At 37.8% G+C, this 23,746-nt stretch carries 28 protein-coding genes and 1 tRNA gene; 22 read left to right on the top strand and 7 right to left on the bottom strand.

The features are described 5' to 3' along the window. The first annotated feature begins 26 nt into the window (after positions 1-26). The 19 genes from ACH8JV_RS14095 (at position 27) to ACH8JV_RS14005 (ending at position 14,071) form a co-directional block, all read left to right on the top strand. The gene (locus tag ACH8JV_RS14095; RefSeq protein WP_396521925.1) at positions 27-467 is read left to right on the top strand and encodes a hypothetical protein; all 441 of its coding nucleotides are present in this window, start codon (positions 27-29) and stop codon (positions 465-467) included. Between the two features lie 2 nt (positions 468-469). Further along, positions 470-949 (top strand): packaged DNA stabilization gp4 family protein, encoded by a 480-nt coding sequence (locus ACH8JV_RS14090; protein ID WP_396521923.1) that lies wholly within the window; start codon positions 470-472, stop codon positions 947-949. Then, the gene (locus tag ACH8JV_RS14085) at positions 942-1,394 is read left to right on the top strand and encodes a transcriptional regulator (protein WP_396521921.1); all 453 of its coding nucleotides are present in this window, start codon (positions 942-944) and stop codon (positions 1,392-1,394) included. Before ACH8JV_RS14090 ends, ACH8JV_RS14085 begins: the two co-directional genes overlap by 8 nt. A gap of 3 nt (positions 1,395-1,397) precedes the next feature. Then, positions 1,398-2,798: a packaged DNA stabilization protein gene (locus ACH8JV_RS14080; protein ID WP_396521919.1), complete on the top strand. Its 1,401-nt coding sequence runs from the start codon at positions 1,398-1,400 to the stop codon at positions 2,796-2,798. A gap of 2 nt (positions 2,799-2,800) precedes the next feature. Continuing rightward, entirely contained in the window at positions 2,801-3,169 is a 369-nt protein-coding gene (locus tag ACH8JV_RS14075) for a hypothetical protein (protein WP_396521917.1), read from the top strand. Position 3,170: 1 nt separating this feature from the next. Next, on the top strand, positions 3,171-3,509 hold the full coding sequence (locus tag ACH8JV_RS14070; RefSeq protein WP_396521915.1) for a hypothetical protein: 339 nt from the start codon (positions 3,171-3,173) through the stop codon (positions 3,507-3,509). Beyond that, positions 3,509-4,084 (top strand): aspartyl/asparaginyl beta-hydroxylase domain-containing protein, encoded by a 576-nt coding sequence (locus ACH8JV_RS14065; protein ID WP_396521913.1) that lies wholly within the window; start codon positions 3,509-3,511, stop codon positions 4,082-4,084. Before ACH8JV_RS14070 ends, ACH8JV_RS14065 begins: the two co-directional genes overlap by 1 nt. After that, complete coding sequence (locus tag ACH8JV_RS14060; protein WP_396521911.1) at positions 4,081-4,536, top strand: GNAT family N-acetyltransferase; 456 nt, start codon at positions 4,081-4,083, stop codon at positions 4,534-4,536. The genes ACH8JV_RS14065 and ACH8JV_RS14060 overlap by 4 nt, the downstream gene beginning before the upstream one ends. A 1-nt stretch (position 4,537) precedes the next feature. Then, entirely contained in the window at positions 4,538-5,185 is a 648-nt protein-coding gene (locus ACH8JV_RS14055) for a hypothetical protein (RefSeq protein WP_396521909.1), read from the top strand. Between the two features lie 8 nt (positions 5,186-5,193). Beyond that, positions 5,194-6,489, top strand: a complete 1,296-nt coding sequence (locus ACH8JV_RS14050) for a hypothetical protein (RefSeq protein WP_396521907.1) — start codon at positions 5,194-5,196, stop codon at positions 6,487-6,489. 44 nt (positions 6,490-6,533) lie between these two features. Then, positions 6,534-6,962 carry an Sbal_3080 family lipoprotein gene (locus ACH8JV_RS14045; RefSeq protein ID WP_396521905.1) on the top strand — a complete coding sequence of 143 codons (429 nt, stop codon included), beginning with the start codon at positions 6,534-6,536 and terminating at the stop codon, positions 6,960-6,962. Between the two features lie 56 nt (positions 6,963-7,018). Continuing rightward, positions 7,019-7,180 carry a hypothetical protein gene (locus ACH8JV_RS14040; RefSeq protein WP_396521903.1) on the top strand — a complete coding sequence of 54 codons (162 nt, stop codon included), beginning with the start codon at positions 7,019-7,021 and terminating at the stop codon, positions 7,178-7,180. Positions 7,181-7,283: 103 nt separating this feature from the next. After that, positions 7,284-7,610: a hypothetical protein gene (locus tag ACH8JV_RS14035; RefSeq protein WP_396521901.1), complete on the top strand. Its 327-nt coding sequence runs from the start codon at positions 7,284-7,286 to the stop codon at positions 7,608-7,610. A 10-nt stretch (positions 7,611-7,620) separates the two neighbouring features. Next, positions 7,621-7,944 (top strand): hypothetical protein, encoded by a 324-nt coding sequence (locus ACH8JV_RS14030; RefSeq protein WP_396521899.1) that lies wholly within the window; start codon positions 7,621-7,623, stop codon positions 7,942-7,944. Between the two features lie 92 nt (positions 7,945-8,036). Continuing rightward, positions 8,037-10,547 carry a hypothetical protein gene (locus tag ACH8JV_RS14025; protein ID WP_396521897.1) on the top strand — a complete coding sequence of 837 codons (2,511 nt, stop codon included), beginning with the start codon at positions 8,037-8,039 and terminating at the stop codon, positions 10,545-10,547. Between the two features lie 84 nt (positions 10,548-10,631). Beyond that, entirely contained in the window at positions 10,632-12,902 is a 2,271-nt protein-coding gene (locus ACH8JV_RS14020; RefSeq protein ID WP_396521895.1) for a tail fiber domain-containing protein, read from the top strand. Between the two features lie 95 nt (positions 12,903-12,997). After that, positions 12,998-13,348, top strand: a complete 351-nt coding sequence (locus ACH8JV_RS14015; RefSeq protein WP_396521893.1) for a hypothetical protein — start codon at positions 12,998-13,000, stop codon at positions 13,346-13,348. Then, a complete protein-coding gene (locus ACH8JV_RS14010; protein ID WP_396521891.1) occupies positions 13,345-13,569 on the top strand; it encodes a hypothetical protein in 225 nt (74 codons plus the stop codon). Before ACH8JV_RS14015 ends, ACH8JV_RS14010 begins: the two co-directional genes overlap by 4 nt. After that, on the top strand, positions 13,556-14,071 hold the full coding sequence (locus ACH8JV_RS14005; protein WP_396522000.1) for a glycoside hydrolase family 108 protein: 516 nt from the start codon (positions 13,556-13,558) through the stop codon (positions 14,069-14,071). The genes ACH8JV_RS14010 and ACH8JV_RS14005 overlap by 14 nt, the downstream gene beginning before the upstream one ends. Before the next feature lie 89 nt (positions 14,072-14,160). On the opposite strand, the gene ACH8JV_RS14000 is transcribed toward ACH8JV_RS14005, so the two are convergent. After that, entirely contained in the window at positions 14,161-15,453 is a 1,293-nt protein-coding gene (locus ACH8JV_RS14000; RefSeq protein ID WP_396521889.1) for a DNA polymerase thumb domain-containing protein, read from the bottom strand. A gap of 271 nt (positions 15,454-15,724) precedes the next feature. After that, a tRNA-Ile gene (locus tag ACH8JV_RS13995) sits at positions 15,725-15,801 on the bottom strand. Positions 15,802-15,959: 158 nt separating this feature from the next. Here ACH8JV_RS13995 and ACH8JV_RS13990 point away from each other — a divergent pair. Further along, the gene (locus ACH8JV_RS13990; RefSeq protein ID WP_396521887.1) at positions 15,960-17,186 is read left to right on the top strand and encodes an integrase arm-type DNA-binding domain-containing protein; all 1,227 of its coding nucleotides are present in this window, start codon (positions 15,960-15,962) and stop codon (positions 17,184-17,186) included. 596 nt (positions 17,187-17,782) lie between these two features. On the opposite strand, the gene ACH8JV_RS13985 is transcribed toward ACH8JV_RS13990, so the two are convergent. Continuing rightward, positions 17,783-18,682, bottom strand: coding sequence for a LysR family transcriptional regulator (locus ACH8JV_RS13985; protein ID WP_396521885.1), 900 nt, complete (start codon positions 18,680-18,682; stop codon positions 17,783-17,785). 89 nt (positions 18,683-18,771) lie between these two features. Here ACH8JV_RS13985 and ACH8JV_RS13980 point away from each other — a divergent pair, with 89 nt between their 5' ends. Next, a complete protein-coding gene (locus tag ACH8JV_RS13980; protein WP_396521883.1) occupies positions 18,772-19,206 on the top strand; it encodes a PACE efflux transporter in 435 nt (144 codons plus the stop codon). A gap of 64 nt (positions 19,207-19,270) precedes the next feature. On the opposite strand, the gene ACH8JV_RS13975 is transcribed toward ACH8JV_RS13980, so the two are convergent. From ACH8JV_RS13975 to ACH8JV_RS13965, 3 genes are all read right to left on the bottom strand, one after another. Further along, a complete protein-coding gene (locus tag ACH8JV_RS13975) occupies positions 19,271-20,686 on the bottom strand; it encodes a purine-cytosine permease family protein (protein ID WP_396521881.1) in 1,416 nt (471 codons plus the stop codon). 253 nt (positions 20,687-20,939) lie between these two features. After that, a complete protein-coding gene (locus ACH8JV_RS13970) occupies positions 20,940-21,404 on the bottom strand; it encodes a hypothetical protein (RefSeq protein ID WP_263613546.1) in 465 nt (154 codons plus the stop codon). Positions 21,405-21,518: 114 nt separating this feature from the next. Further along, positions 21,519-22,448, bottom strand: coding sequence for a DMT family transporter (locus ACH8JV_RS13965; RefSeq protein ID WP_396521879.1), 930 nt, complete (start codon positions 22,446-22,448; stop codon positions 21,519-21,521). A gap of 94 nt (positions 22,449-22,542) precedes the next feature. Here ACH8JV_RS13965 and ACH8JV_RS13960 point away from each other — a divergent pair, with 94 nt between their 5' ends. Then, a complete protein-coding gene (locus ACH8JV_RS13960) occupies positions 22,543-23,394 on the top strand; it encodes a LysR family transcriptional regulator (protein WP_396521877.1) in 852 nt (283 codons plus the stop codon). Between the two features lie 57 nt (positions 23,395-23,451). On the opposite strand, the gene ACH8JV_RS13955 is transcribed toward ACH8JV_RS13960, so the two are convergent. After that, positions 23,452-23,631, bottom strand: coding sequence for a hypothetical protein (locus ACH8JV_RS13955; protein WP_396521875.1), 180 nt, complete (start codon positions 23,629-23,631; stop codon positions 23,452-23,454). Positions 23,632-23,746 lie beyond the last annotated feature (115 nt).

The following is a 23,746-nucleotide window of genomic DNA, read 5'->3' as shown; positions in this document are numbered from 1 at the left end:
GGGCGTCGTCATTTTTGGAGGCTGAAATGTCAGATGAATACCCTAAAGCTTTATATCGTGGTGACACTAAATCATATGAGCATGTAATTGCTGATGGTGAAAATCACGAACAACATTTGCGTGAAGAAGGCTACGTTAATTATTCAGAACTAAAAGAACCTGAAATTGTCGTCGTTGGGAAGGTGGCTAGTTCAAGTGGTGAACTTAAAAAAGTTCAAGAAGAACTACTTGAAGCATTAAAGAAAAACAAATTTCTTGAAGAACAGCTTGCCACAGCACAAGGTGAGTATATCTCGCAAATTAATGCCCTTAAAAAAGAAAACGATACCTATAAATATTCAGCAATGGATGCAGGTGAGTTAAAAGCCATTCTTGATGAGAAGGGGGTTAAATACGGCTCACGTGATGGCAAAGACGTACTTGTAAACCTTGTGCTTGAAAGCCTTTACCCAAAAGAAGGTGAATGATCATGTCATGGACTAAGCGGCAAATTATCGAACAGGCTTTTGAAGAAATCGGGATGGCTGCTTATGACTTTGATTTGCAACCAGAACAAGTTGAAAGCGCAAGAAGAAATATGGATGCAATGGCAGCATTGTGGTCTTCTAAACGAATCCAGATTGGCTATCCATTGCCAAGTGAGGCAGATAGTAGTGATCTGGATCAAGAAAGCAATATTCCAGATTATGCCATTGAGGCTTTTTACTTGAATCTAGCCAAAAGATTAGCTTCTAAATTTGGGAAAGGATTAGCCCCAGAAAAAGCATTACTTGCAAAAGAGGGCTATGAGAATTTGCTTCGAATAGCCGTTTCTAACCCACCTCAAATGAAATATGCATGTTCTCTTCCTGCTGGTGCAGGTCATAAACGATGTTATCCATTCATTGTTAATAAACAAGACAATGCCGTTTTAACACCAAAGCAAGATGCGGAGTTCTTCAATGAGTAGACGTCTTAATGAAACTGATGCCTTGGGTGTTGGTGACCAGTTTGTTTTATATAAAGGTAACTGCACAGACTTCCGATCACTACCTCAGGATGTCTTGTTGCAATGGATACTTGAGAATATCCCTGTAATCAAGCCGATTGCAGCTATTATTCAGCCGTTCAATCCAAATGCAGATTTCACTATCGCAATTGAAAATAATGCGGTTGGTACTTATCTGGTAATGAATCCATCAGTGTCCATTACAAATGGAACCATTACTTTACCGCCTATGGGTGAATTAACGGATGGTCAGGAATTGCTTGTTACTAGCTCCCAGCAAATTGAGAACTTAACAATTGCTGGAAATGGTGCAGCTTTGATTGGTAATCCTAACACTATTGCAGCAAGTGGTTTTTTTAAATTGAAATTTGATCAACTTTCGCAAACTTGGTATCGCGTGGGGTGAGTTATGCAAATCCCTATATTAAGTGGAATTTATACCGATCAAAACTCAGATTTTAGAACTTCCTATCCGCGCAATTTAATCCCAGTTCCTAAAGAAAATGGAGTGGCTAATGGATATTTACGCCCTGCAGAGGGAATTATACTGCTTGGTGATGTATCTGGTATTGATCGTGGTGGCATTAATTGGAATGGCGTTTGTTTTCGTGTTTGCGGGAATAGACTGGTTAAAATCTCGGATGATGGGTCTCTAACAGATATTGGGGAAATTAGTGGTACAGGTTACTGCAATTTTGACTACTCATTTGATTATCTAGCGATAAACTCAAAGCCCTATTTATATCTATACAATCAAGCAAAAGGATTAAAACGTGTAACTGATACTGATCTTGGGAATGTAAATGATGTTATCTGGATTGATGGCTATTTTATGACGACTGATGGTCAATATTTAATAATTACTGAATTAACTGATCCATTCCAAGTTAATCCACTTAAATATGGTTCATCAGAAGTTGATCCTGATTCAATTAATGCGCTCTTTAAACTTCGTAATGAAGTCTATGCATTAAACCGCTATACAACAGAAGTTTTTAGTAACGTGGGTGGGGAAAACTTTCCATTCAGCCGCATTGATGGAGCCATGTCTACTCGTGGAACTTTAGCGGCAAATACCTGCTGTTTATTCTTAGATACTATTGCTTTTCTAGGTAGTGGAAAAAATGAGCCTATATCCATTTATTTAAGTGCAAATGGTACTTCTCAAAAGATTGCGACAAGAGAGATAGACCAGATCTTACGTAATTATACTGAAGATCAATTAACTAAATGTCTCGTAGAGTCTCGTATTCTTGATGGACATCAATGGCTTTATATTCATTTGCCAGATAAAACCCTAGTCTATGATGCAGCGGCATCACAAGCCACAAACCAGCAAGTCTGGTTTTTTTTATGCTCGGGATTTGGTGAAAGTAGATATTTAGCTCAGAACCATGTCTGGTGCTATGACAAATGGATTGTAGGTCATCCTGAACAAAATAAGATTGGATCTCTTACCAATAAATTAGGTGAGCATTGGGGTGATGTTGTTGAATGGGACTTTACGACATCCATTATTTACAACGAATCTCGTGGAGCTATTTTTCATCAACTTGAATTAGTTGCTTTAGCAGGTCGTACACTATTTGGCGAAAACCCTACTATCTGCACTCAATATTCAGTAGATGGAGTTGAATGGTCAAATCAAAAATATATCTCCACTGGAAAAACAGGACAGCGAGACAAGAGACTTGTGTGGTTCCAGCAAGGCTATATGAATAATTGGCGCATCCAACGCTTTACTGGCACTTCTGAGAGTAGGTTAGCAATTTCTCGGCTTGAGGCACAAATTGAACCTCTTGGAGTTTAATTATGACAATAATTGACCCTATTGCCCCATTACGAAAAGACCTTGAAATGATCTGTGGTGGTAATTTGCGATTGGTTAAGGCTTTTGAGGCTGTTTTTAGACTTATACCAACTGAATTAAACAATTTAGATGATTCAAGCTCAGGTGCACAAATATCCGCAGATTTTGCCCAATCTACAGCAAATATGGCTAATGCTTCAATTGCAGATGTTGAGAGACTAATTGATTTAATAGCAACAAATCCAGCACCTATAACAATCGTTCCCGACCAAATAGGTATTACACCTCGCTATGAGGTAGTTCAATCCGATCCAATCTATCCAGTATATCAGGGTGAAAGTTGCCCAAATTATAATTTAGAGGTCATGTGAAATGGCAGCTTCAGTAAAACCGAAATCTTTTGTGCCTGCAAAATTTCTTGAGAATGCACAAACAACTCAATTCACAGCTGACAACTCCACAGTTCAAATTGACAAATGCACCATTACGAATACCTCTTCAAGTGCTGTGACATTCAGTATTCATTTGGTCAGCACTGGCTCAGCAGCGGCATCAAACCAGATTATTAAAGATCAATCTGTTGCAGCAGGTTCTGTATATCTTTGCAATGAGATTGTAGGACATAGTTTGGGCCCCGGCTCAAGCTTTAGTGCTTTTGCAAGTGCTGCTAATGCATTGGTTATTTGTGTTTCAGGGCGGGAGATTACTTAATGAATAATTTCCATATCCTTACCACAGCTGATGTAAACCAATTGATGCTTAACATTAAGCGTCATCCTGAGCTTTGGAAAGAAGACACATTTTTACGGGATTATCCTCAAGGTCCTTTTGGAGAAATTGAAAGTATTATGCTTCGGTTCCCTGAAAAACGCGTGTTTGAGCAAGAAGAAGAATTAGAAAAATACAAACGTGGTGAAAGCCAGTTTGATCAGCATGAAAGTATAGATTACCCTGCCTTTGCAGTTCTCACTGAAGCAAGATCAATTGTTTTTGGACTAATGGCACTTGTTCAAGGTGAGCGATTAGGCCGTGTGATGATTAATAAGATCGCACCAGGTGGGCAAATCTTCCCGCATGCCGACTCACCTGAACATACTGATTATTACACTCGCTTCCATGTTGTCTTACAGTCAGCACCAGGTTGCTATTTGCGAGCAGGTGATGAACAACTTGAAATGAAAACTGGTGATGTATTTTGGTTTAACAACAAACTAGAGCATGAAGTTGTAAATAATTCAGCTTTTGACCGGATTTCAATGGTAGTAGATATAAAGGTGAAGAAATGATTACAGCGCATGTCGAAAGTTTTGAAGCTAACCTTGACTATCTAAAGCCGCTTCTGCCAATTCACTATAAAGAACTGGCCCTAAATCAAGATAAGGTGCCACTCTCACCCCAATTTGACAAGTACATCGCCGCGGAACATCGCGGCGAATTGCTATTTGTAGCTTTGAGAAATGTAGGTGAGTTAGTTGGTTACTTCATTGGCTTCATTTCACCAGGTCTTCACTACTCAACCTGTCTCACATGCCAGATGGATATTTTCTATGTCCTTCAAGAACATCGTGGGTCGGGTGCAGGCTTCCAGTTATTCAAATTTGTTGAAGAGCAATTAAAGAAACGTGGTGTTCAGAGGTTTTTTGTTGGTTCAAAAATGCATAAAGATGCCTCTTGGTTATTCGAGAAACTCGGATATACACCTGTTGAGACATATTATTCAACTTGGCTAGGAGATTGATATGGTAGCAGCAGCAATGGTAGCCACAGCAGCTGTTGGTGCAGTTGCGGCCAATAGATCTGCAAGCGCACAAAAGAAAGCAGCAAATCAAGCATCACAAGCACAAACCGAATCTAGTCAAGCCGCAATTGATGAACAGCGCAGACAGTTTGACGCTATTCAAGAACTAATGAAACCGTATGTGAATGCTGGTACAACCGGTTTAGCAGGCCAACAGGATTTATTAGGTCTAAATGGTACTGATAAACAGCAAGCAGCAATAAACGCGATTAATAATAGCCCGGCCATGCAAACCTATTTACAGCAAGGTGAAAATGCAATTTTGCAAAATGCGTCTGCAACAGGTGGTTTGCGCGGTGGTAATACTCAATCTGCATTGTCTCAATTTAGACCTCAACTACTTAACCAATTAGTTAATCAGCAATACCAAAATCTAGGCGGTATGACATCGCTAGGGCAAAATGCCGCTGCTGGTGTAGGTAATGCGGGCATGCAATCTGCAAATAACATTGGCAATTTAATGCAGCAAATGGGTGCAGCACAAGCTGGTAATGCTATGGCACAGGGTCGAGCGTCTGCAAATCAGTGGGCAACAATTGGCAACCTTGCGGGGCAAATTGGTGGTTATTACGCAGGAACAAAATTCTAGAGGTTATTATGGTACAGCCAATTGATTACACCCTTGATGTTGTAAATCCTGTTCAGTCTTCACTTCAAGGATTTACAGGCGGCTTACAGCTAGGAATGGCTGTAGAAGACCGTAAACGTGCAGTAGCGCAAGCACAACGCGACCAATTAGCCAAAGAGCAAATGAATAAGGATTTATTCAATCTATCTCAAAACCCCTCTTATGAAGGGTATACACAGGTCATGACTAAATATCCACAGCTTGCTGAGAATCTTAAGCGTGCATATGACACTATGGATGCAGGCAAACAGCAAAGAACTTTTAGTCTTGCCTCACAGGCTTATGCAGCTTTAAGCAGTCAACGGCCTGAGATTGCCAAACAGGTTCTTGATGATGCTGCTATTGCATATGAAAACTCAGGAAACAAACAAGATGCTGGTGTTTTGCGTGGCTATCTAAAGATGATTGATACCAGTCCAGACGCTGCCAGAACTTCGATTGGCATGCTTATGTCTTCTGTAAACCCAGATAAGTTTAAAGATATTTATAGTACTCTTGGTGGTGAACAGCGTGCAAATGAAATGCAGCCTTATGATATTGCTGAGTCTAAAGCAAAAACAGCATACACAGAAGCGCAAACGAATGACATTCCTCTAGCTGCTGAAGATCGTCGTGCTGGTGTAGATAACCAAGGTAGAAAGATTGAATACGACAATCAATACAACTACGACAAGTTAAGTCAAGATCAACAGCAGTTCTATGATGGCCTTGATAAAACAGAACGAATTGAAGCAGCCAAGTTAAGAGCGTCTAAGGCAGAGTCTTCAATCCAACGAGTAGAACGTCTCGAAAAAGTTGAAAACTATGCCAATGCTGCGAAACAAGCTGCAGAGGCTTCTAATCTTGCAGCGAAACTTGTTACTCAGGCTAAGGAAAATGGTGGGGCATATTGGGATCGCTTAATAAGAAATGTACCTGGTACCACTGAAAATACATTTGCAAAAGATATTGAAACTTTAAAGTCTCAAGTCTTCCTTGCTCAAGTTGAAAAGATGCGTGGATTGGGCGCCCTGACAGACAAAGAAGGTGATGCTATTCGATCATCTATTGCTTCCCTTGATATTAATCAGGGGCCAAAAGCTGTTCAGCAAAACCTTTCCAAAATCGCTCAACAAATGTCATCAGCAGCTAAGAGTGCTAACCGGAAAGCTCAACTCTATGCAACTAAAGGACAGGGCTATTCTCCGGCAGTTACAGAAGCTGCAAAAACACTTGGAATTTCTCCCGCAGAAGCTCAGAAGTTCGTTAATGAGAATGGATTGTAAAATTGCTCATATGTTATTCTCTTTTCATTCATGAGGAGAGAATAATGAAAAACCACCTAATACTTTTATTTACTATTTTACTTACTGGGTGTGCTACAACACAAATATCATCAGTACCAACCAAAACCGCAAATGATATTAAAAAAGTCTGTATTGAACATAATGCAAAGGTAATTGTTCAAAATTTTGATGATATTCTAAGAAACCGTTTTGAAGATCATGGCATTACCTCCCTTATTTACAATAAGGATCAGAAACCTAATGACTGCAAATACACATTAAGATATGTGGCATATCAGAAGTGGGATATGACAATGGTCATGACACATGCTGAATTGCGCTTGTATAAAAATGACAATAAAATTGGATATGCTGAGTATCATTTACCAGCAGGCGGTTTGCTAAATCCCAAAAAGTACATAAGCAATGAATCAAAAATAAATCCACTTATTGATCAACTGTTAGGGAAATAATGGAATAACTTAATCTAAGTGGTTATGAAACATAAATTATCTAGGAACGAAAAATTATGTGGGCAATTATTTTTGGATTTATTTTTATAGGATGGTTGATTCTTCGTACTGAGAAAAATTTCAATAGATCAATTCAAATTCTAGAAGATCGTATTAATCAACAGCAGCACCAGATTCAAGATTTATACAGTGAAATAGAGGAATTAAAGAACAAATAAAGAATTACTGTATAATAATTGAGTGGCTAGGCTGATCCCCGAACGCTGTTTAACCTGAACAGTTGCCACACCCATAATCAGGTTTTTGATAGAGGTATCAAAGATGTATCAGACAGAAAAAATACATAAATTTGGTGGCATAAATAAATTAAAAGATGCTATTCAAACTAAACTACTTGACGATGTGTACTGTTGGGAAACGGAGAAGTGGTACACACAAAGATATTGGAATGAAGTTGCAGATAAGAATCTGACAGGAATTACATTGTTGGAATTAATGACTGGCACGCCTCTTGATGCAACACATTATGCCGGCCCTTTATTCAATAAGATGGATGAAGGTGGTCGTGTATTCGAATGGGTGCCACAGCAAAATAGATGGCTGTATGTAGGGTGGCATCCTAACGCAAAAATTACTCCAATACTGTAAGGTGAAAAACATGAACTTTTCATATAAAGAAGAAGCGTTAAAATTAAATAAGAACTTAGTATGTAAAAATATTGGTGCTAATAAATGGCGAGTATTTGATGGAGATAAAGAAGTTTCTTATGAAGCAGCATCTCCTCAAGCCGCTTGGAATCATGCATATGGAACTTTAAGCTGTCCTTTCAGTATTGGTGACCAAGTAGAGAATTTAGAAACGGGAGAGATATTTACAGTTCAAGGTTCTTGCTTTGGCTACGTAAACAACTTATCCAATGAAAATAAAAAGTTCCAAGATTTAAAGCCTTGGGATTATGAAAAATATAAAGTTGTTGTGTGAAGGTGTATTAGTCCATTACCCAACAAAACCCCACAAATTTAATCATATAACTAGCCCGCGGAAGCGGGTTTTTTATTGCCCGAGGAAAAGCTATGGCAACAAGAGATAACTACGAGAAGTTATTAAAGGCACCTAATGTGCAAAAGATGCTTGATTTGATTGCCAATGCTGAAGGGGTTAAATATGGCTATAACACCTTATTTGGCAATGAACGTTTAGATGATTTATCAAGCCATCCAAATATCAAAAAGCAATTTAAGCAGACTGATGGACAAGTAAAGAACACAACTGCCGCAGGTCGCTATCAGTTCTTAAAAGATACGTGGGATGGGGTAGCAAACCAGCTTGGTTTAAAAGATTTCTCACCAAAAAACCAAGATATAGCAGCAGTAGCATTGCTTGCACAAAATGGAGCATTGCCATCAGTGCTTAAAGGAGACTTTAAGACAGCAGTTCAAAAGTCTGGTGTAACTTGGGCCTCCTTACCTTCTTCACCATATGCACAGCCTAAACGCTCATGGAAAGATCTTGGAATTAGCAATCCTGCACGTGAAGATTATCAATCACAAGCTTCAAAAATTGTAGCTGCATACAAGCAAAAACAGAAGGATCAGGAAGCTAAAGCTCAACCTATAGATCAAGCAGCACGCTCTCAAAAAATTGTGGAAGCCTATCAAAAAGCTCAACAAAACGGACAAATTAAGACTGCTGCCAATCAACCACAGGGGCTACCAGACTTCGATGCAAATGGGGTGATTACTTATGATCAACCGCAAGCAGCTCCACAATCTCCTGAGCCATCTTTCGCCGATAAAGCACTTGGTTTAGGTGAAACTGCATTATCTGCTGCTACAGGTGCAACAGGCGGTACGCTTGGAATGATTGGTGGAACTGTTAGCCAAGCAGGCCGTGAAATTCTAGCTGGTAACTTCGGCACACCTGAAGCAGCTCAGCGTATTTCACAAAATGCAGCAGAAGGTGCGGCAGACTTAACATATGCACCACGTACGCAAACAGGTCAGGAATATACTCAAGCTTTGGGTGAAATATCTGAACCTTTAGTAGCGTTAACACCAGCTTTAAGTGAGTTAGCATTAGCAGGACAAGCTGCTCGTGGTGTTGCTCCAATTGCACAAGGTCAAGCTATTAGAGCAGGGCAAGCAGTTGCTCCTGTAGCTGAGCGTGCAGGGCAAATGGCAGCTAGACCAGTTCAGGCTGTTGCCAATGCTACTCGTTCAGGCGTACAACGTATGGGAGAGATGGTTGGCTTAAGAACACCAGAAGCAGAAGGCCCAGCACCTGCAAACATCGGTGCAGCACAAGTAGATCAAGCGACAATACGACAAGCATTATCTCAAGATTTACCTTATCCAGTTCAACTCACTGAAGGGCAAATGACACGTGATCCTGCTCAACTCAAGTTTGAAGTTGAAACGGCTAAAGATGCAGATTTAGGTGCTCCATTACGCCAACGTCAAGAAGAACAGCATCAAGTGATGCAACATAACTTGGATGCGTTTATTGATATGACTGGTGCTCAGGCAACCAATATGCGCGAAGCTGGTTTATCTGTAGATAAGGCACTTCAAAAGCAATTGCAGGCGGATAAGAATAAGGTGCGGGTAGCTTATGCAAAAGCTGATAAGTCAGATGAAGCAAATTACCCGGTAGATCTAACACAGCCTGTTAAGGTTGGTGAAAATGATCCAATGTCAGTGATTGATTATCTGAATTCACAACCTGATTTACCAACCACACCAATTTTAACAAGTGCTAAACGTACTGCTGAATCTCTAGGAATCGCAAGCCGTGGAGAAAATGGGGAACTAATCCCAAATAAGCCAACCATCAAGCAAATGGAGAAATGGCGGCAAGAAATTAACGCCAATACCAATCAGGAAGCTCCAAACATTCGTCAGTCAGCAATTCTTAAAGACATGATTGATCAACATGTTGAACCAGTAGTAGGCAACCTTTATAAAGCTGCGCGCAATGAAAGAAAGCGCATGGCCGACCATTGGGAAAATCGCACCATTATTAAAGATTTAACTACCAATAAAACTGGGACAGATGATCGTCGTGTTGCGTTAGAAGATATTCAGAAACGTATTATTCATGATGGTTCACTTGACGACTTGCGCGTAGCGAAGCGTACTCTCTTAACCTCAGGTGAAGAAGGGAAGCAAGCATGGCGGGATATCCAAGGTCAAACGCTTCAAGAAATCAAGAATGCTGCTACAGCTGGCGTTGCACCGGATGGGCAGGGCAATCAAATGGTAAGTGCAGCTGCCTTGAATAAAGCGATTAAACGTTTAGATGACGCAGGGAAACTTGATTATGTCTTTGGTCCACAAGGTGCAGAAAAGCTTCGGGCAATTAACGAAATATCTAAAACGTTATTTACTACACCAACATCTGCAGCAATCAATCATAGCAATACTGCTGCAACACTAGCTGCAGCCATGGATATTGCTATGTCTGGCCTATCTGGATTCCCTGCACCTGTTGCTACAGCATTGCGACTAGCCACTAAACACATTAAAGACAACAAGGTCAGAGCACGAGTTATGAAAGCTCTTAATCCATCCAGTCCAAATTCCTAATTCAAACATATAACTGAACCCCGCTAAATGCGGGGTTTTTCTTTTCCAGATTGAAAAAAAGAACTCAAGAATCGGAGTAGATTGATGAGTAGCAAAATTCAAACCCCATACCCATTGTTCTCTGATATCGATGGGCATCCTTTAGACGCTGGCTACATCTATATAGGTGAAGCTGGTAAAAACCCTGAAGTTTATCCGATTCCTGTGTTCTGGGATGAAGATTTAAGTATTCCAGCTGCTCAGCCTATACGAACACGTAATGGATACTTATCTTATTATGGCCGAGCAGGGAAACTATATGTTTCTGGTGATCAGTGCTCTATCACTGTTAGAAACAAAAAAAGAAGTTTGATTTATACGGATCTAAATGCTGATCTGGCTTTTACTCAAAGCAATTTTAATGAAAAGTTACGCAACCTAACCACAAATGTTGAATCAATATCTGCCTTGCTTTTATTAGAAAGATGGCAAGGTAGGTCCGCGTATGTGAAATCTTATTACAATGGGCTTGGTAAAGGTGGTGGATTATTCATTTATGATTCATCTCGTTCATCTGAAAATGATGGTGGCGGTTGTATTAATGGATGGGTGCGGGAACTAGAAAATAACACTGTAAATCCATATATGTTTGGAGCATACGGATTAGTATCAGACAGTGCTGTTACAGACCCTGCTAGCCATGATGATAGTAGTGCATTAACAAGTTCTATTAAATATGCTATTGCTAGTAAGGCTTTACTAGATGGCGAAAATGGTATTTATGGATGCCATTCTGTAGAACTTGATAGTAATTTTACATTTAAAAATGCAAATTTAGTATGTAATAAATTTGATACAGACTTAATTTCTGTTCTCGAATGTACGTCTTACAATGACGATCCACGTTGGATAGAAAACGTCTATTTAGAAAATATTCACATCGATGGGAAACGTGAGTTACACACTGCAATCAAAAGCTCAACAACACAAGAAGATGGTGGACGATCTGGTTTTCGTTTCATTCGTCCTATTAATGGTCTGACGATGATTAACTGTTCTGGGAAGAACTGTGCAGCAGATGGAATAATTCTATTCCCACACGGCAACCAATCAGCGATCAATAACTCAATTAAAAACGTGAGAATCAGCAACAGTCAGTTTAATGGGAACCGTCGACATGGTGGGTCTAGTAATTCTGTCAATGGGATGATACTCGAAAACGTAATTTGTAATGGTAATGGATTAGATATAGACCCAAATGCACCGCTCAATAGTGGTCTACGTGGGGATCAGATGGCAGGTGCGGTTTATGGAAATGGATGGGATGCCGAAGAATATGTAGTTGATGTCATAAGTACCAACATGCACTTTAATAATTGCACGATGACAGGCAATGCAAAAGGCGGTTTACTTATCCTGACTTATGGTTCGGCTAATCAAAGCTTACACGCAATAATTGGGATTAATGGAGGCTCATACGACTATGGTATTGGGGTTGCTCATGATCCATATGCTATCACAGTAACACCTTATAATTTCTCTATATCATCAACTAAGCTACTGTTAATCCAAGGTGTTAATTTAAATGGTGCCGAGGTTGGTGGTCGTGGGGTAGAGACATTTATTGTGTCCGATGTAACTAATATTGCCGCAGCTAGAGCATTAGAACGTACAACTCTTTATGCAACAGGTGATTTCAATGCAACTGCAGAATCTGCATCATCTATTGTCCGCAAGTATTTTGCGCCAGATGCGCGGACTTTTGATTATGTTAACAACGTTATGCGTTTAAGGTCTTCTGCTTCTACTATGGAGTTACAAGGGGAGATTAGCAACCAAGTAGGGGGTGCATTCAAAATTTCCGCAATGTCTTACACTGAGCGTGGGGCGTTAGAGTTTAGAATGAATTTAAATACGGGTGGAACTGATCTGTACTTTTCGCATTCAGGGTCGGATAAGTTTTGCTTTAAAGATTCAGCAATGATTCCAACCGTCAACTATTCTCTTGGTGGACCTGGCTATAGTTTTCAGAACATTTATTTAGTTAACTCACCTATTGTCACATCAGATGCTAACCAAAAAACTTTAATTACAGACTTGTCTGAAACTGAAAAACAAGTTGCAAGAGAATTAAAGACTTTAATTAAAAAGTATAAGATGAGACAAGCTGTTGAAGATAAAGATGAATTAGCTAGATGGCATTTTGGTGTAATCGCGCAAGAGGTTGAAGCAACATTTACTAAGTTTGGTTTAGATGCTTTTGAGTATGGCTTATTGTGCAAAGATGAGATTAAAACAGAGCCTGAGAGTGAAGTAAGTTGCCACTATGCTATTCGATATGATGAGTTAATAACCTTTATCCTATCTGCGATGTGACTAAATAAATCTTAATAATCACTCAAAAAACCATAACAAGCCTTAGCTTTTAATAAGTTAGGGTTTTTTTATTGCCTAAAAATTAGGGGAATGGCATGTCTGAACAAGAGACATATGGAGTACGAATTGAGAAAAAACTTGATTCAGTACAGCAAGAAGTAAAAACGCTTTCTGAAACAGTTTTAAAATTAACTGTCATTAATGAACAACATAAATCCCTTAGTGATGACAATGCTAAGAAAATTGAACGTCTCGAAGCTGGTGCACAAAGATCTAATGGTGCTATTGCGCTATTAAAGGTTTTTGGAGGTGTAGCACTAACTAGCATGATTACTTTCTGCACATGGATAGTATCGACTAATCAAGCTATGCATCAAAGACTTTCTGATACCAACCAGAAGGTTGCTGTAATTGAGTCAAAAATTGCTTTTAGAGGTGTTCCATGAATGGAGAAAATACACGAACTTACTTAGCATTTGCAGCTATAGCCATCTCTTTCTTTTGTGTAATTGGACTTTTCTTTATTGAGATGCCAGAAAAGAACAGAGATTTAATTAATGTGGCACTTGGTGCGATCCTTGGATGGTCCGGGACGGTAGTAGCTTTCTATTTTGGTTCTAGTGACAAACAGCATAAAGAGGGTATTGCAAATGATGACGTTCGATAATGCATTTGATCGGCTAGTAGGTCATGAAGCAGGATACTCGAATGATAAGCGTGATCCAGGGAACTGGACAGGTGGCATTGTTGGGAAGGGTGTATTAAAAGGCACAAAGTATGGAATCGCTGCAAATACTTATCCTAATCTAGATATCCAGAATCTAACCATTGATCAAGCTAAGCAGATCTACAAAAATGACTGGTGGGATAAGCTTGGAGCAGATTCACTTCATCCAGCTATTGTATTTCAGCTTTGGGATTTTGCAGTTAATGCTGGAAAAAGTAGAGCCGTGAAAGAGCTTCAACAAGTAGCAGGTGTTCCTGATGATGGGATTATAGGGCCTAAAACTATTGCAGCTGTAAAAGCAATGGATGTGAACGATGTGCTTCTTAAATTCAATGCGGAACGCTTGAAGTTTTATACATCGTTAAGCACATGGGCTACTTATGGAAAAGGGTGGACAAATCGTGTTGCTCAGAATCTCATCTATGCATCTCAAGACAATTAGTTTAATGCTGTGCCTCCTTTCTCAGGTTGCACAGCTCACACTATTAATACTTCTGTTAATGTTGGGATATGTGTTAAGGCTCTATAGGCTTACTTATTAATTTTTGGTAAGCCTTCCCAGCTAAAATAATTCTGCGTTAGTTTATCTCTGGTCATAGACCATCCCCGGTTAGGCAATCTACAACTTCCAACCGCAATTTTATGTTTTCCAAACTTTTCAACTACTTGTTCGATGGTAGTCATTAAACGCTCTTCCTTTTCGACCTTATCCCAATCTGTTAATAGATCGTAGGTGAAGGTATCTTTAGGCTCTAGGCCTGTCAAAATTACCCCGCATTTTTTATATTCAATTCCCCGCGCATATAGATGTCTTATCAAGAATGTAGCAACTTGAACCATCTTCAAAATATTATCAGTCGGCACACTCATTGGCATTGAAAGCGACCGATTAAAGAAAGGTTTATTTCTATCGAATGGATTCGACTGAGCAAAAACAATAATGCAACCGCACAGAAGTCTATCATTTCTTAACCTGGTGACAGCATTTTGCATATATAAAGAAACAGCTTCTTGCAGATCAAATAGATTAGTCACTCGTTGGCCAAACGATTTAGATGAAATGATCTGTTTTTTGCTTGGTGGTGAATGCTCAATCTCAATGCATGATATGCCTTGCAATTCATAAACTGTACGGGCCATCACAATAGAGAAGTGTTTTTGCATTTCCCTAGGTTCGGTGCAAGCCAGATCTAATACAGTTTGAATGTCCATACTATTTAACTTTTTAGTATGCTGCCTTCCAACTCCCCAAACCTCACTGACATCTATAGAGGATAGATAGGACTCTTTATTACAAGGATCCATGGCAACTAAATTACACACACCATAAAATGCTTTATTCTTCTTGGCAATGTGGTTTGCAATCTTTGCCTCTGTCTTTGATCTGCCAATTCCAATACAAACGGGTAGACCAATCCATTGCCATATTCTGGCCTTCATGTGTTGACAGTAAGCCGTTAGATCATAATTATTTAAATAGGCTGTAAGGTCTAGAAAACATTCATCAATAGAGTAAACCTCTTGTTCACTCTCAGTCACGTATGTTCGCAAGATATTCATAAATCTACGGCTCATTTCGGCGTAGACTGTATAGTTGCTAGAAAGCACTATGACATTATGTCTCTCGACAATATCTCTGATCTGGAAGAGGGGAACCCCCATTTTAATTCCAAGATCTTTAGCCTCTTGAGAGCGAGCGACTGCACAGCCGTCGTTATTGCTGAGCACAATGACGGGGCGGTTGTTTAGTTCAGGACGAAAAACTCTTTCGCAACTGACATAGCAGTTATTCACATCGACTAATGCAAAAATACGCTCTCTCATGGTTATCTTGAAAACGTTACAAATTCAAAATAAATGGTAGAGCTGAGTTAATTTAAATTCAAATTTAAAAAACTGTGGATAAACAGGGATGAGTCAAGTTGTGTCGTGGTAGGGGTTGCATTTGGTCGGAAAGTAGACTTAAGGGGAAAAGTCAAAATTCTCTACTTTTCACATGAAAAATAAAAACAGTGAAGATGTTTACATAGTGCTTACATGAGATTAGGTATTAAAAAACCACTTAGGATTAATACACCTAAGTGGTTGTTTTATATGGTGGGCCCACACAGACTTGAACTGTGGACCAACGGATTATGAGTCCGCTGCTCTAACCAACTGAGCTATAGGCCCTATAAGTAAGAAAAGCTTTTAATCTCAAGGCTTTTCAGTGCCTGCAATACTAATCAATTTTTTTATTAAACACAAGTATTTTTCAAAAGTAGGCGCAGTAGACCTGAAAAATATTTTGCTATATTGTTAATTATCACAAGCGATAGGGATTCTAGCTTATGAGCACTTCACGAGTAAAGCTAACTAAGCCATTTATCGATCAACTTAAACTCATTCCAGCAATTTATCGCGACAATGAGATTATTGGCTTTGCTATTCGTGTAAATAATTCCTATAAAACCTATATTGTAGAGAAGAAAGTAAAAGGCAGATCAATACGTTGTAAATTAGGAGACTACGAAAAGATTTCTCTCGAAGAAGCACGTATACTTGCCGAGCAGATGTTAAAAGATTTATCAGATACTAATTTTTCAACTATCAAAAATAATAAAATATTAAAAAATAATTTAGATAAGAAAAATTATCAGCCCGACTTAAATGAAGCTTTCCAGACTTATATAAATCACCATAACCTAAAAGAAAGGACATTAGTTGACTATAAAGAAGTCATAGAAAAATACTTAATAGACTGGGGGGAGCTTAAACTAATTCATATTACTGAACAGATGATTGAAGATAAATATATCCAATTATCTAAAAGTAGTTATGCAAAAGCGAATCTATCTATGCGGGTATTGAGAGCTGTTTATTGTTTTTCGGTTAAATATTATCAAGATAAAAATAAAGAAACAGTCATACCTATGATGAACCCAGTTACTTTTTTAAATTCGAAACAACTTTGGCAAGCAGTTCCACCTCGAAATAATTATATTGATAGAGAAAATTTAACAAAATGGGTCCATGCAATTATTGAATATCAAGGTCGGGGCCAAGAAAATGAAACAAATAAGGACTTTTTATTAACACTTGTTTTAACAGGGCTTTTTAGAAATGAGTGTGAATGTTTACGTTGGGCAGATCTAGACTTGGACGAAGGAAGCCTCTCTTTTATAAATACTTATAATAATGAGCGCTATAAACTTTATATGGGTGATTTCCTTTGGCATTTAATGAAAAAACGTAAAATGAAAATTAGGGAAGAATGGGTGTTCCCATCTGCGAAGTCTAAAACTGGTCATATTGTTAATATTTCAAAATTTCGAAAAAAAATAGAAGAGCAGTGTAATATCTCTTTTACTTTTCAAGATTTACGTAGAACATTTAATTTTGTTGTAGATCACTTAAGTGATAAACCCCTATTTATTAGAAAGGCAGATGAGAAAGAGAAAATGCCAGAATCTATCAATGTGGCTCACGATATGCGCAATAGAATGAATAGGGTAGAACAAGTTGTTCTTGGCGCATATAGAGATGAATTTATTAAACCTATCACTACCCATCTATAAAAATTTTGGACTTTCTAAACTAAAAAATGAGAAGACTTTCTCCTTTAGAATTAGTGTAAGTTTATAGTAAGTTTTGTCAGTAAAACACAGAATGATTATTCTTTCACACTTCCTACAACTATTTGTAATTGATGAATTTTATACTTGACTAAAACACTTGGAATTTATACAGTAGTGGAGTATTTTTGATAATTATTATTATTGCTTAGTCCTGAAATACAGTAAGAAGCCTATTCGCTATGAATAGGCTTTTTGCTTTGTTTTTAAATGATAACTAAAGTCTAAATCTCTTAAAAAATTAATCTAATAAAATCAAATAAATAGTTTTTTAGGGGGGGGTTTTTAATAAATTGAAAAAAATTGACACGTAAATTTTCATTATGAACAAAACTGATTTAAATAGTAGTCAAAGTGAAACATACCTAAATGCTAAGTTTAATTTTCACTAAACGAGGCATAGGAGTGTCATCATGTTAAAAGCAATGTTTTTCTTCAGCGCAGGTGCAATGTTTGGCTATTGTTATAAGCATAAGAATGATAAAGCCGAAGCTGATAAATCTAAATAAGCACTGAAAAACCGCCTATATGGCGGTTTTTTAATGAGCAGCATTAGATAAGTTTGCTTGAATAATTTGTACAAGCTCTCTTGCTGCTTTTGATAAGGGTTTATCTTGGAGCCAGATGAGATAGATAGATAGAGGTAAATGATTTTTTGTATTTTTAAAATCTAGTTGAACTAAATGTCCTTGCTCAATTTTTTCTTTTATTAAAGATAAAGGAAAATTTCCCCATCCCAAACCAGCCTCAACCATATGAATGGCAGTTTGTAAACTATTGGTTTTCCAATACATGGCCCCAACGATGGAACGTGAGTCCTGCATATTTAATTCACTACTTGCAACCACAATTTGCCGAACATTAATTAATTCTTCGATAGAGATTAACTTATTTTTTTGTTTTAAAAGTGGATGATGAGCAGAAATTGTGGCGACTAGAGTTTCATTCATCACCAATTGCAAACTTTCACGCATTTTTATATTGAGATCTGAACCTGCAAGGCAAAGACTAATATTTTCTGTATAGAGCAAATTTAGAATATCGTCTTGTGGAGCTGTAATAATCTCTATGTTAAGTAAGGGAAATTTGTCAGCCAGTTTTTTTATGGCGTTAAAAAGTAAATCGGTATTCGCATCTGAAACAACACCAATTTTTAGTTTACTTTCAAGCCCTAATGAAAGTTCATATGCATGGGTGCCTAATAGCCTAAGTTGCTCAGCAATAATTCTTGCTTGAGGTTCTAATGCTAAAGCTGCCGAAGTAGGAATAACTTTACGGTGAGTACGTTCAAACAGGGGGTAACCAAGTTCTGCCTCGATATTGGCAACAGCCATGCTCACTGCTGATGGTACTCGATTTAACTTACGTGCCGCTGCCGAGAAAGATCCGGTATCTAATACAGTTAAGAAAAGCTCTATATTTTCGCTATTAAAATTCATTTTGATATCAGTAGAACTGAAAGCTGTTAACTTTATGTGTGATTTTAACTGAAACTAAAATAAAAAGAAGTAAGAAAAGATGATTGGTTATGCAAGGTTTAAAGCGTCGTATTGTTTATGTGTCCTCATATGAAATTATTGGAATGGTGATTTCATCAGTTGGTTTAGCTCTTCTCGCGGGTGATAGTGTAGAGCATACTGGTCCGCTCTCAGTCATGATTACGACCATTGCGGTAACATGGAACTTTATTTACAACATTCTTTACGAAAAATGGGAAGCCCGCCAAGAAAATAAGACACGTACGGTTAAACGTAGAATCGCGCATGCGATCGGTTTTCAGATCACTTTGGTGATGTTTTTAATTCCGCTGATTGCGTGGTGGATGAATATTTCTCTCGTTGCCGCATTCTGGTTAGATGTTGCCTTTATTATCATCATTCCAATTTATACATTTATATTTAACTGGACGTTCGATAAATTATTTGGATTACCTGCTTCTGCACAGGTAGAGACTGTTCAATAGTAGAGGAAAACTTTAAAAGAGATATCAAAGTATTGTTCTTTTAACTTTGATATCTCATCTAAAATTATTTGATTTGTTCAAGCTTAAGATTTTTTGAAACCTTTATTTGAGCCCTTTTTGCTAGCACATAATACAAAAGTGCAGTCGATAACAATCCAACTAACCAAGATAAATCAACTCCACCTAACATCTCGGCAATTTGTCCTTTGTAAAATTTACTATCGATAAAGGGCAGTTGAAGTAGTATGCCAATAAAATAGCAAGCAATACCAATGGTGTTCCAACGGCCATATTTACCATTTGGGTCATATAGTACGTCTACATCACATTCTTCTTTAGAAATAAAATAATAATCAACTAAATTAATTGCACTCCAAGGAATGAAAAATGTCAGAAGAAATAAAATAAAAGCTTTGAATGCACTTAAGAAGGTATGTTCACCTACAACAGCAATAAATGTCGAGATCAGAACCATTGCAAGAACAATGATAAGTCGGGTCAGTTTTGAAATTTGTCCAGTTGGTTTAAAGCTGTTCCAAATGGTCGCTATACACATAAAACTGCCATAAGCATTGAGTGTCGATAAAGTGACCTTTCCAAATGCAATACTAAAATATAAGAAAGTAATTACTAGAGCGATTGGGTTCATGCCTACAACATACTGAACCTCATTACCGACAAAACCACCATTCGATATTTGAGCAATCAATACACCAAGTGTCATAGAAATTTGTGAACCGACTAAAGACCCGAGTCCAACCGCCCAAAACACCCGATTTGAAGAGGTTTTTGTAGGTAAATAACGAGAGTAATCGGCAACATAAGGCCCAAACGAAATTTGCCAAGAAGCAGAAAGAGAAACTGCTAATAAAAATGATGACCAGCTAAAATGGCGTACAGCAAGCAATTCTGAAATATTCGAAAGAGCCAAAATTTGAGTAAGGATAATAATAAAAGCAATTAAACCGATAACACTTGCGACTTTTCCTACCCAGTGAATTAAGCGATAGCCAATAGTTGCAAATACAATAATAAAACAAGCATAAATTAAAATACCTGTCGTATTACTGACTTGTGCAAGGTGCGCAATTGCTTTACCAGCCAATACTTCACCAGTTGCGGTAAAGCCAATATACATTAGGCAAACCAGAATAATGGGAATACATGCACCATACACTCCAAATTGAACCCGACTGGAAATCATTTGGGGGAGGCCAAGTTTTGGTCCCTGAGCTGCATGCAAAGCCATGACAGCAGCACCAAAGCATTGTCCGATAAATAGGCCAATGATTGACCAAAATACATCGCCACCTAATACGACGGCTAATGCACCCGTGACAATAGCTGTAATCTGTAAATTGGCACCAAACCAAAGCGTAAATTGGGCGAATATACTGCCATGCCTTTCATTTTCAGGAATAAAGTCAATACTTCGGTTTTCAACAAACCCACTTTTCGATGTTCCAGTTGATGAGTCCATAACACTCTCCTTATCCTTTAAGAGCTTTTCTTTTATTAGAATCCATTTTGTACAAACAAATACAAACATGTATATACAAGTTATTTAAAAAAGAAGCAATGGGTTTATTTAAATCATTGCTATAAAATTTGTGGGCTCATAAATTTAGATGTGCTGTGAAAATTCAACTGGTGTTGTGACTGATTTTATAAATATGAAAAGGTTTAACCTATAAATTAAGCTTATAAAAAAGCCCTCTAATGAGGGCAGATCATCAGACTTCTGCATCAAGAATGGCCTGAAAAAATACAGGTAGTTCCGAAAATTGAACTAATTGAGTTTTATCATCGTGCTTATAATAGTATTGATAGTGGGGCGTTTCAAAAGCGCTATCGAGATATTGCGTTGCATCAGAAAATTGGGCTTTTGCAACGGGTTTATCTTTCTTAAATTTAACGATAATTGGGTTCACAGAGTTTAATTTAACGGGTACACCATTTTCAAATTTGGCAGTTTCAATCAGTAAAGAGATTTTAAAATCACCAAATACGACACAAAACTGACCTCCTTTTTCTGTTTTAATTTCTCGATCATGAAATAATTCTTTAAATAAGTCTTTTAATGATTCTCTGTGCTTATCTAAAGCTAACTGAAAATCATGATCTTGCTGTTCTAGTTTCTCTTGCTCTTCTTTTAGCAATCTGGCCTGTTTTTCGATTGTTGTAAAATCCAAATTCATCTTAATTTCTCCTTGTTGTGTTTTTAAAACTATATATGGCAACCAATTGTTAAGTTTTAAAGAAACATACATTCTTTGTTACAACGCAATAATTAAGATGAATTTGTGTGATTACTATTTCGTACAAGGCTTAGCCATAAGCGTTGGACGCTTGATTTGAATAAATCCTCCACTACTTAGCACGCCTAGCATGACTAAAACAGTCCCTATAAGTTGCCAGATATTAAGAGCTTGACCAGCCAACAGTGCCACCAACATACTAAAAACTGGAACAAAATTAAAAAAGATTGATGCTCGACCTGCGCCTAGTTTTTGAATGCCATTAAACCAAAATAAATAAGCAATCATGGTAGAGCAGATAATGACGTAACCCATTGCCAAGTGTGCACTAATAGGTGCCATAACAACTGCTTTAAATGGATGTTCGAAAATTAGACTTAATATGATTAAAGTCAAAGCACCGAACAACATAGAGAAAGTGGTAGTTTCTAACGGCGTAGCATTTTTTACATAACGGCGTGATAACACATTGGCTAAACAAAAGCTGATACCACCGAGTAAGATGAATAAGTCACCGATTGCTATTTTTAAATGAAGTAGCGTTGAAATATGCCCATGGCTAATAACGAAAAGCACACCACTTAAGCCAAATACAACACCAATAGATTTAGGAAGTGTTAATTTTTCTCCATCGAGCAAAATTGCTAATAGTAGAGTAATCAATGGCGTAGTTGCCATGATTAAAGCACCGTTGACTGCTGATGTGGTTTGTAAGCCATAGAAACAGCCTATATTAAAACCAGCAATACCTATAATTCCAATAAGAAGATAGATAAATAAATTCTGCCGTAAAACGGTCCAACGCAATTTTCCCATGGCCGCAAAAACAATAAATAGGCCAAGACTTGCAAGCGTAAAACGTTCAGCTGCTGCTGAAAGAGGAGGCATCGATTGGATAATATAAGACATCGCATTAAATGCTGAGCCCCAAAAAAGCATCGTTATTACAACACCTGTGTAGGCATAAACCATCGTTTTATTCATGATAGGGCTCCGAAAAAGAATGTCTCTATTCTGAGTAATCACTTAAAGGTGTACAATTCCATATTAATTCATCTCTGATGTGAAAATTTGCACAATGATAGATTGGGAAAATTTACATTACTTTTCAGTTTTTTCTGAAGAAAAATCACTTTCAGCTGCGGCAAGAAAGTTAGGAGTTGACCATGCCACTGTTGCAAGAAGAATCGCTCAGTTAGAACAGAATTTAAAATTAAAATTAGTTGATCGAAGACCTCGGACTTACGTTTTAACATCGGAAGGCGAGCGGCTTGCCCAAGTAGTGGCACGTATGATGGAAGAGACGTTTTCTATTGAGCGGCTTGCTCTGGCTGGACAGCAGGAAGTTACGGGGACTGTTTCTATTAGTATGCCTCCGTTAACGGCTGCTCATTTAATCATGCCTCATCTCGGAAAGTTTTATCATCATTATCCTCAATTAAAACTGCGTGTACTTGGGGATATTCATTATGTATCTTTGCAGCATAGAGAGGCTGATATTGCTGTAAGGTTTGGACGACCTAAAGATGAATATTTAGTAGCTCGTAAAGTCGGAGAAATCCCTTTTGGAATATATGCTACCCCAAGTTATTTGGCTTCAACGAACCAAGAAAATTATGAGTGGATTAGTGTGGAGGTCGGTGGTGTACATGGACAGAAACAACAGAAATTAAAAGAGAAATTGAATAATAAAGACCCGCTCATGGTTACTAATCATCCTGAGTTGCAATGGAGAGCTACATGTGGGGGAGTAGGTTTAGCCGTACTACCTGACTTTTTAGGTCAACAAGGCAATTTGGTAAAATTACCAGATAATGACCCGATGAGCGCTGAAATCTGGTTGGTCATACACGAAGATCTAAGGAGTAGTCCTGTGGTAAGAGTAGTGATGGATTTTCTTTTAAATTGTTTTGAACCATTTAGAGTTTAATTTTAAATTTTGTTTAACTCTGTTTTTCCTGATGTATCTATTAAATTAAAAGATTTTTTATTCGTCGGGAAAAATCCCTGCATCTTCTCGTGCCTGTTTTAAAGCTAGAAAAAAGCATAGTAGAAAAAGTAATCCAATAAAAAATATGAAAAAATCTAAATGACTAATACCTATACCAATTCCGAAAGCCCCTAAACTTAATAATAAAATACAAAAGATTTTCCAAAAAATAAGCATGTGGTTTTGTAGTAAAAACTTGAAGTTAGGCTGTAATTGAAGAATATTTCTAGATTTGTTTATGTTTTTTTTCTTATAGGTTATGTAAAACTTTATAATTTATAGAATTACATAC

The organism is Acinetobacter sp. ABJ_C5_2, assembly GCF_044538485.1.
Lineage (GTDB): Bacteria > Pseudomonadota > Gammaproteobacteria > Pseudomonadales > Moraxellaceae > Acinetobacter > Acinetobacter nosocomialis_A.
Note: the sequence above shows the minus strand (reverse complement) of the source record. Positions and strands in the feature narration are given on the sequence as shown.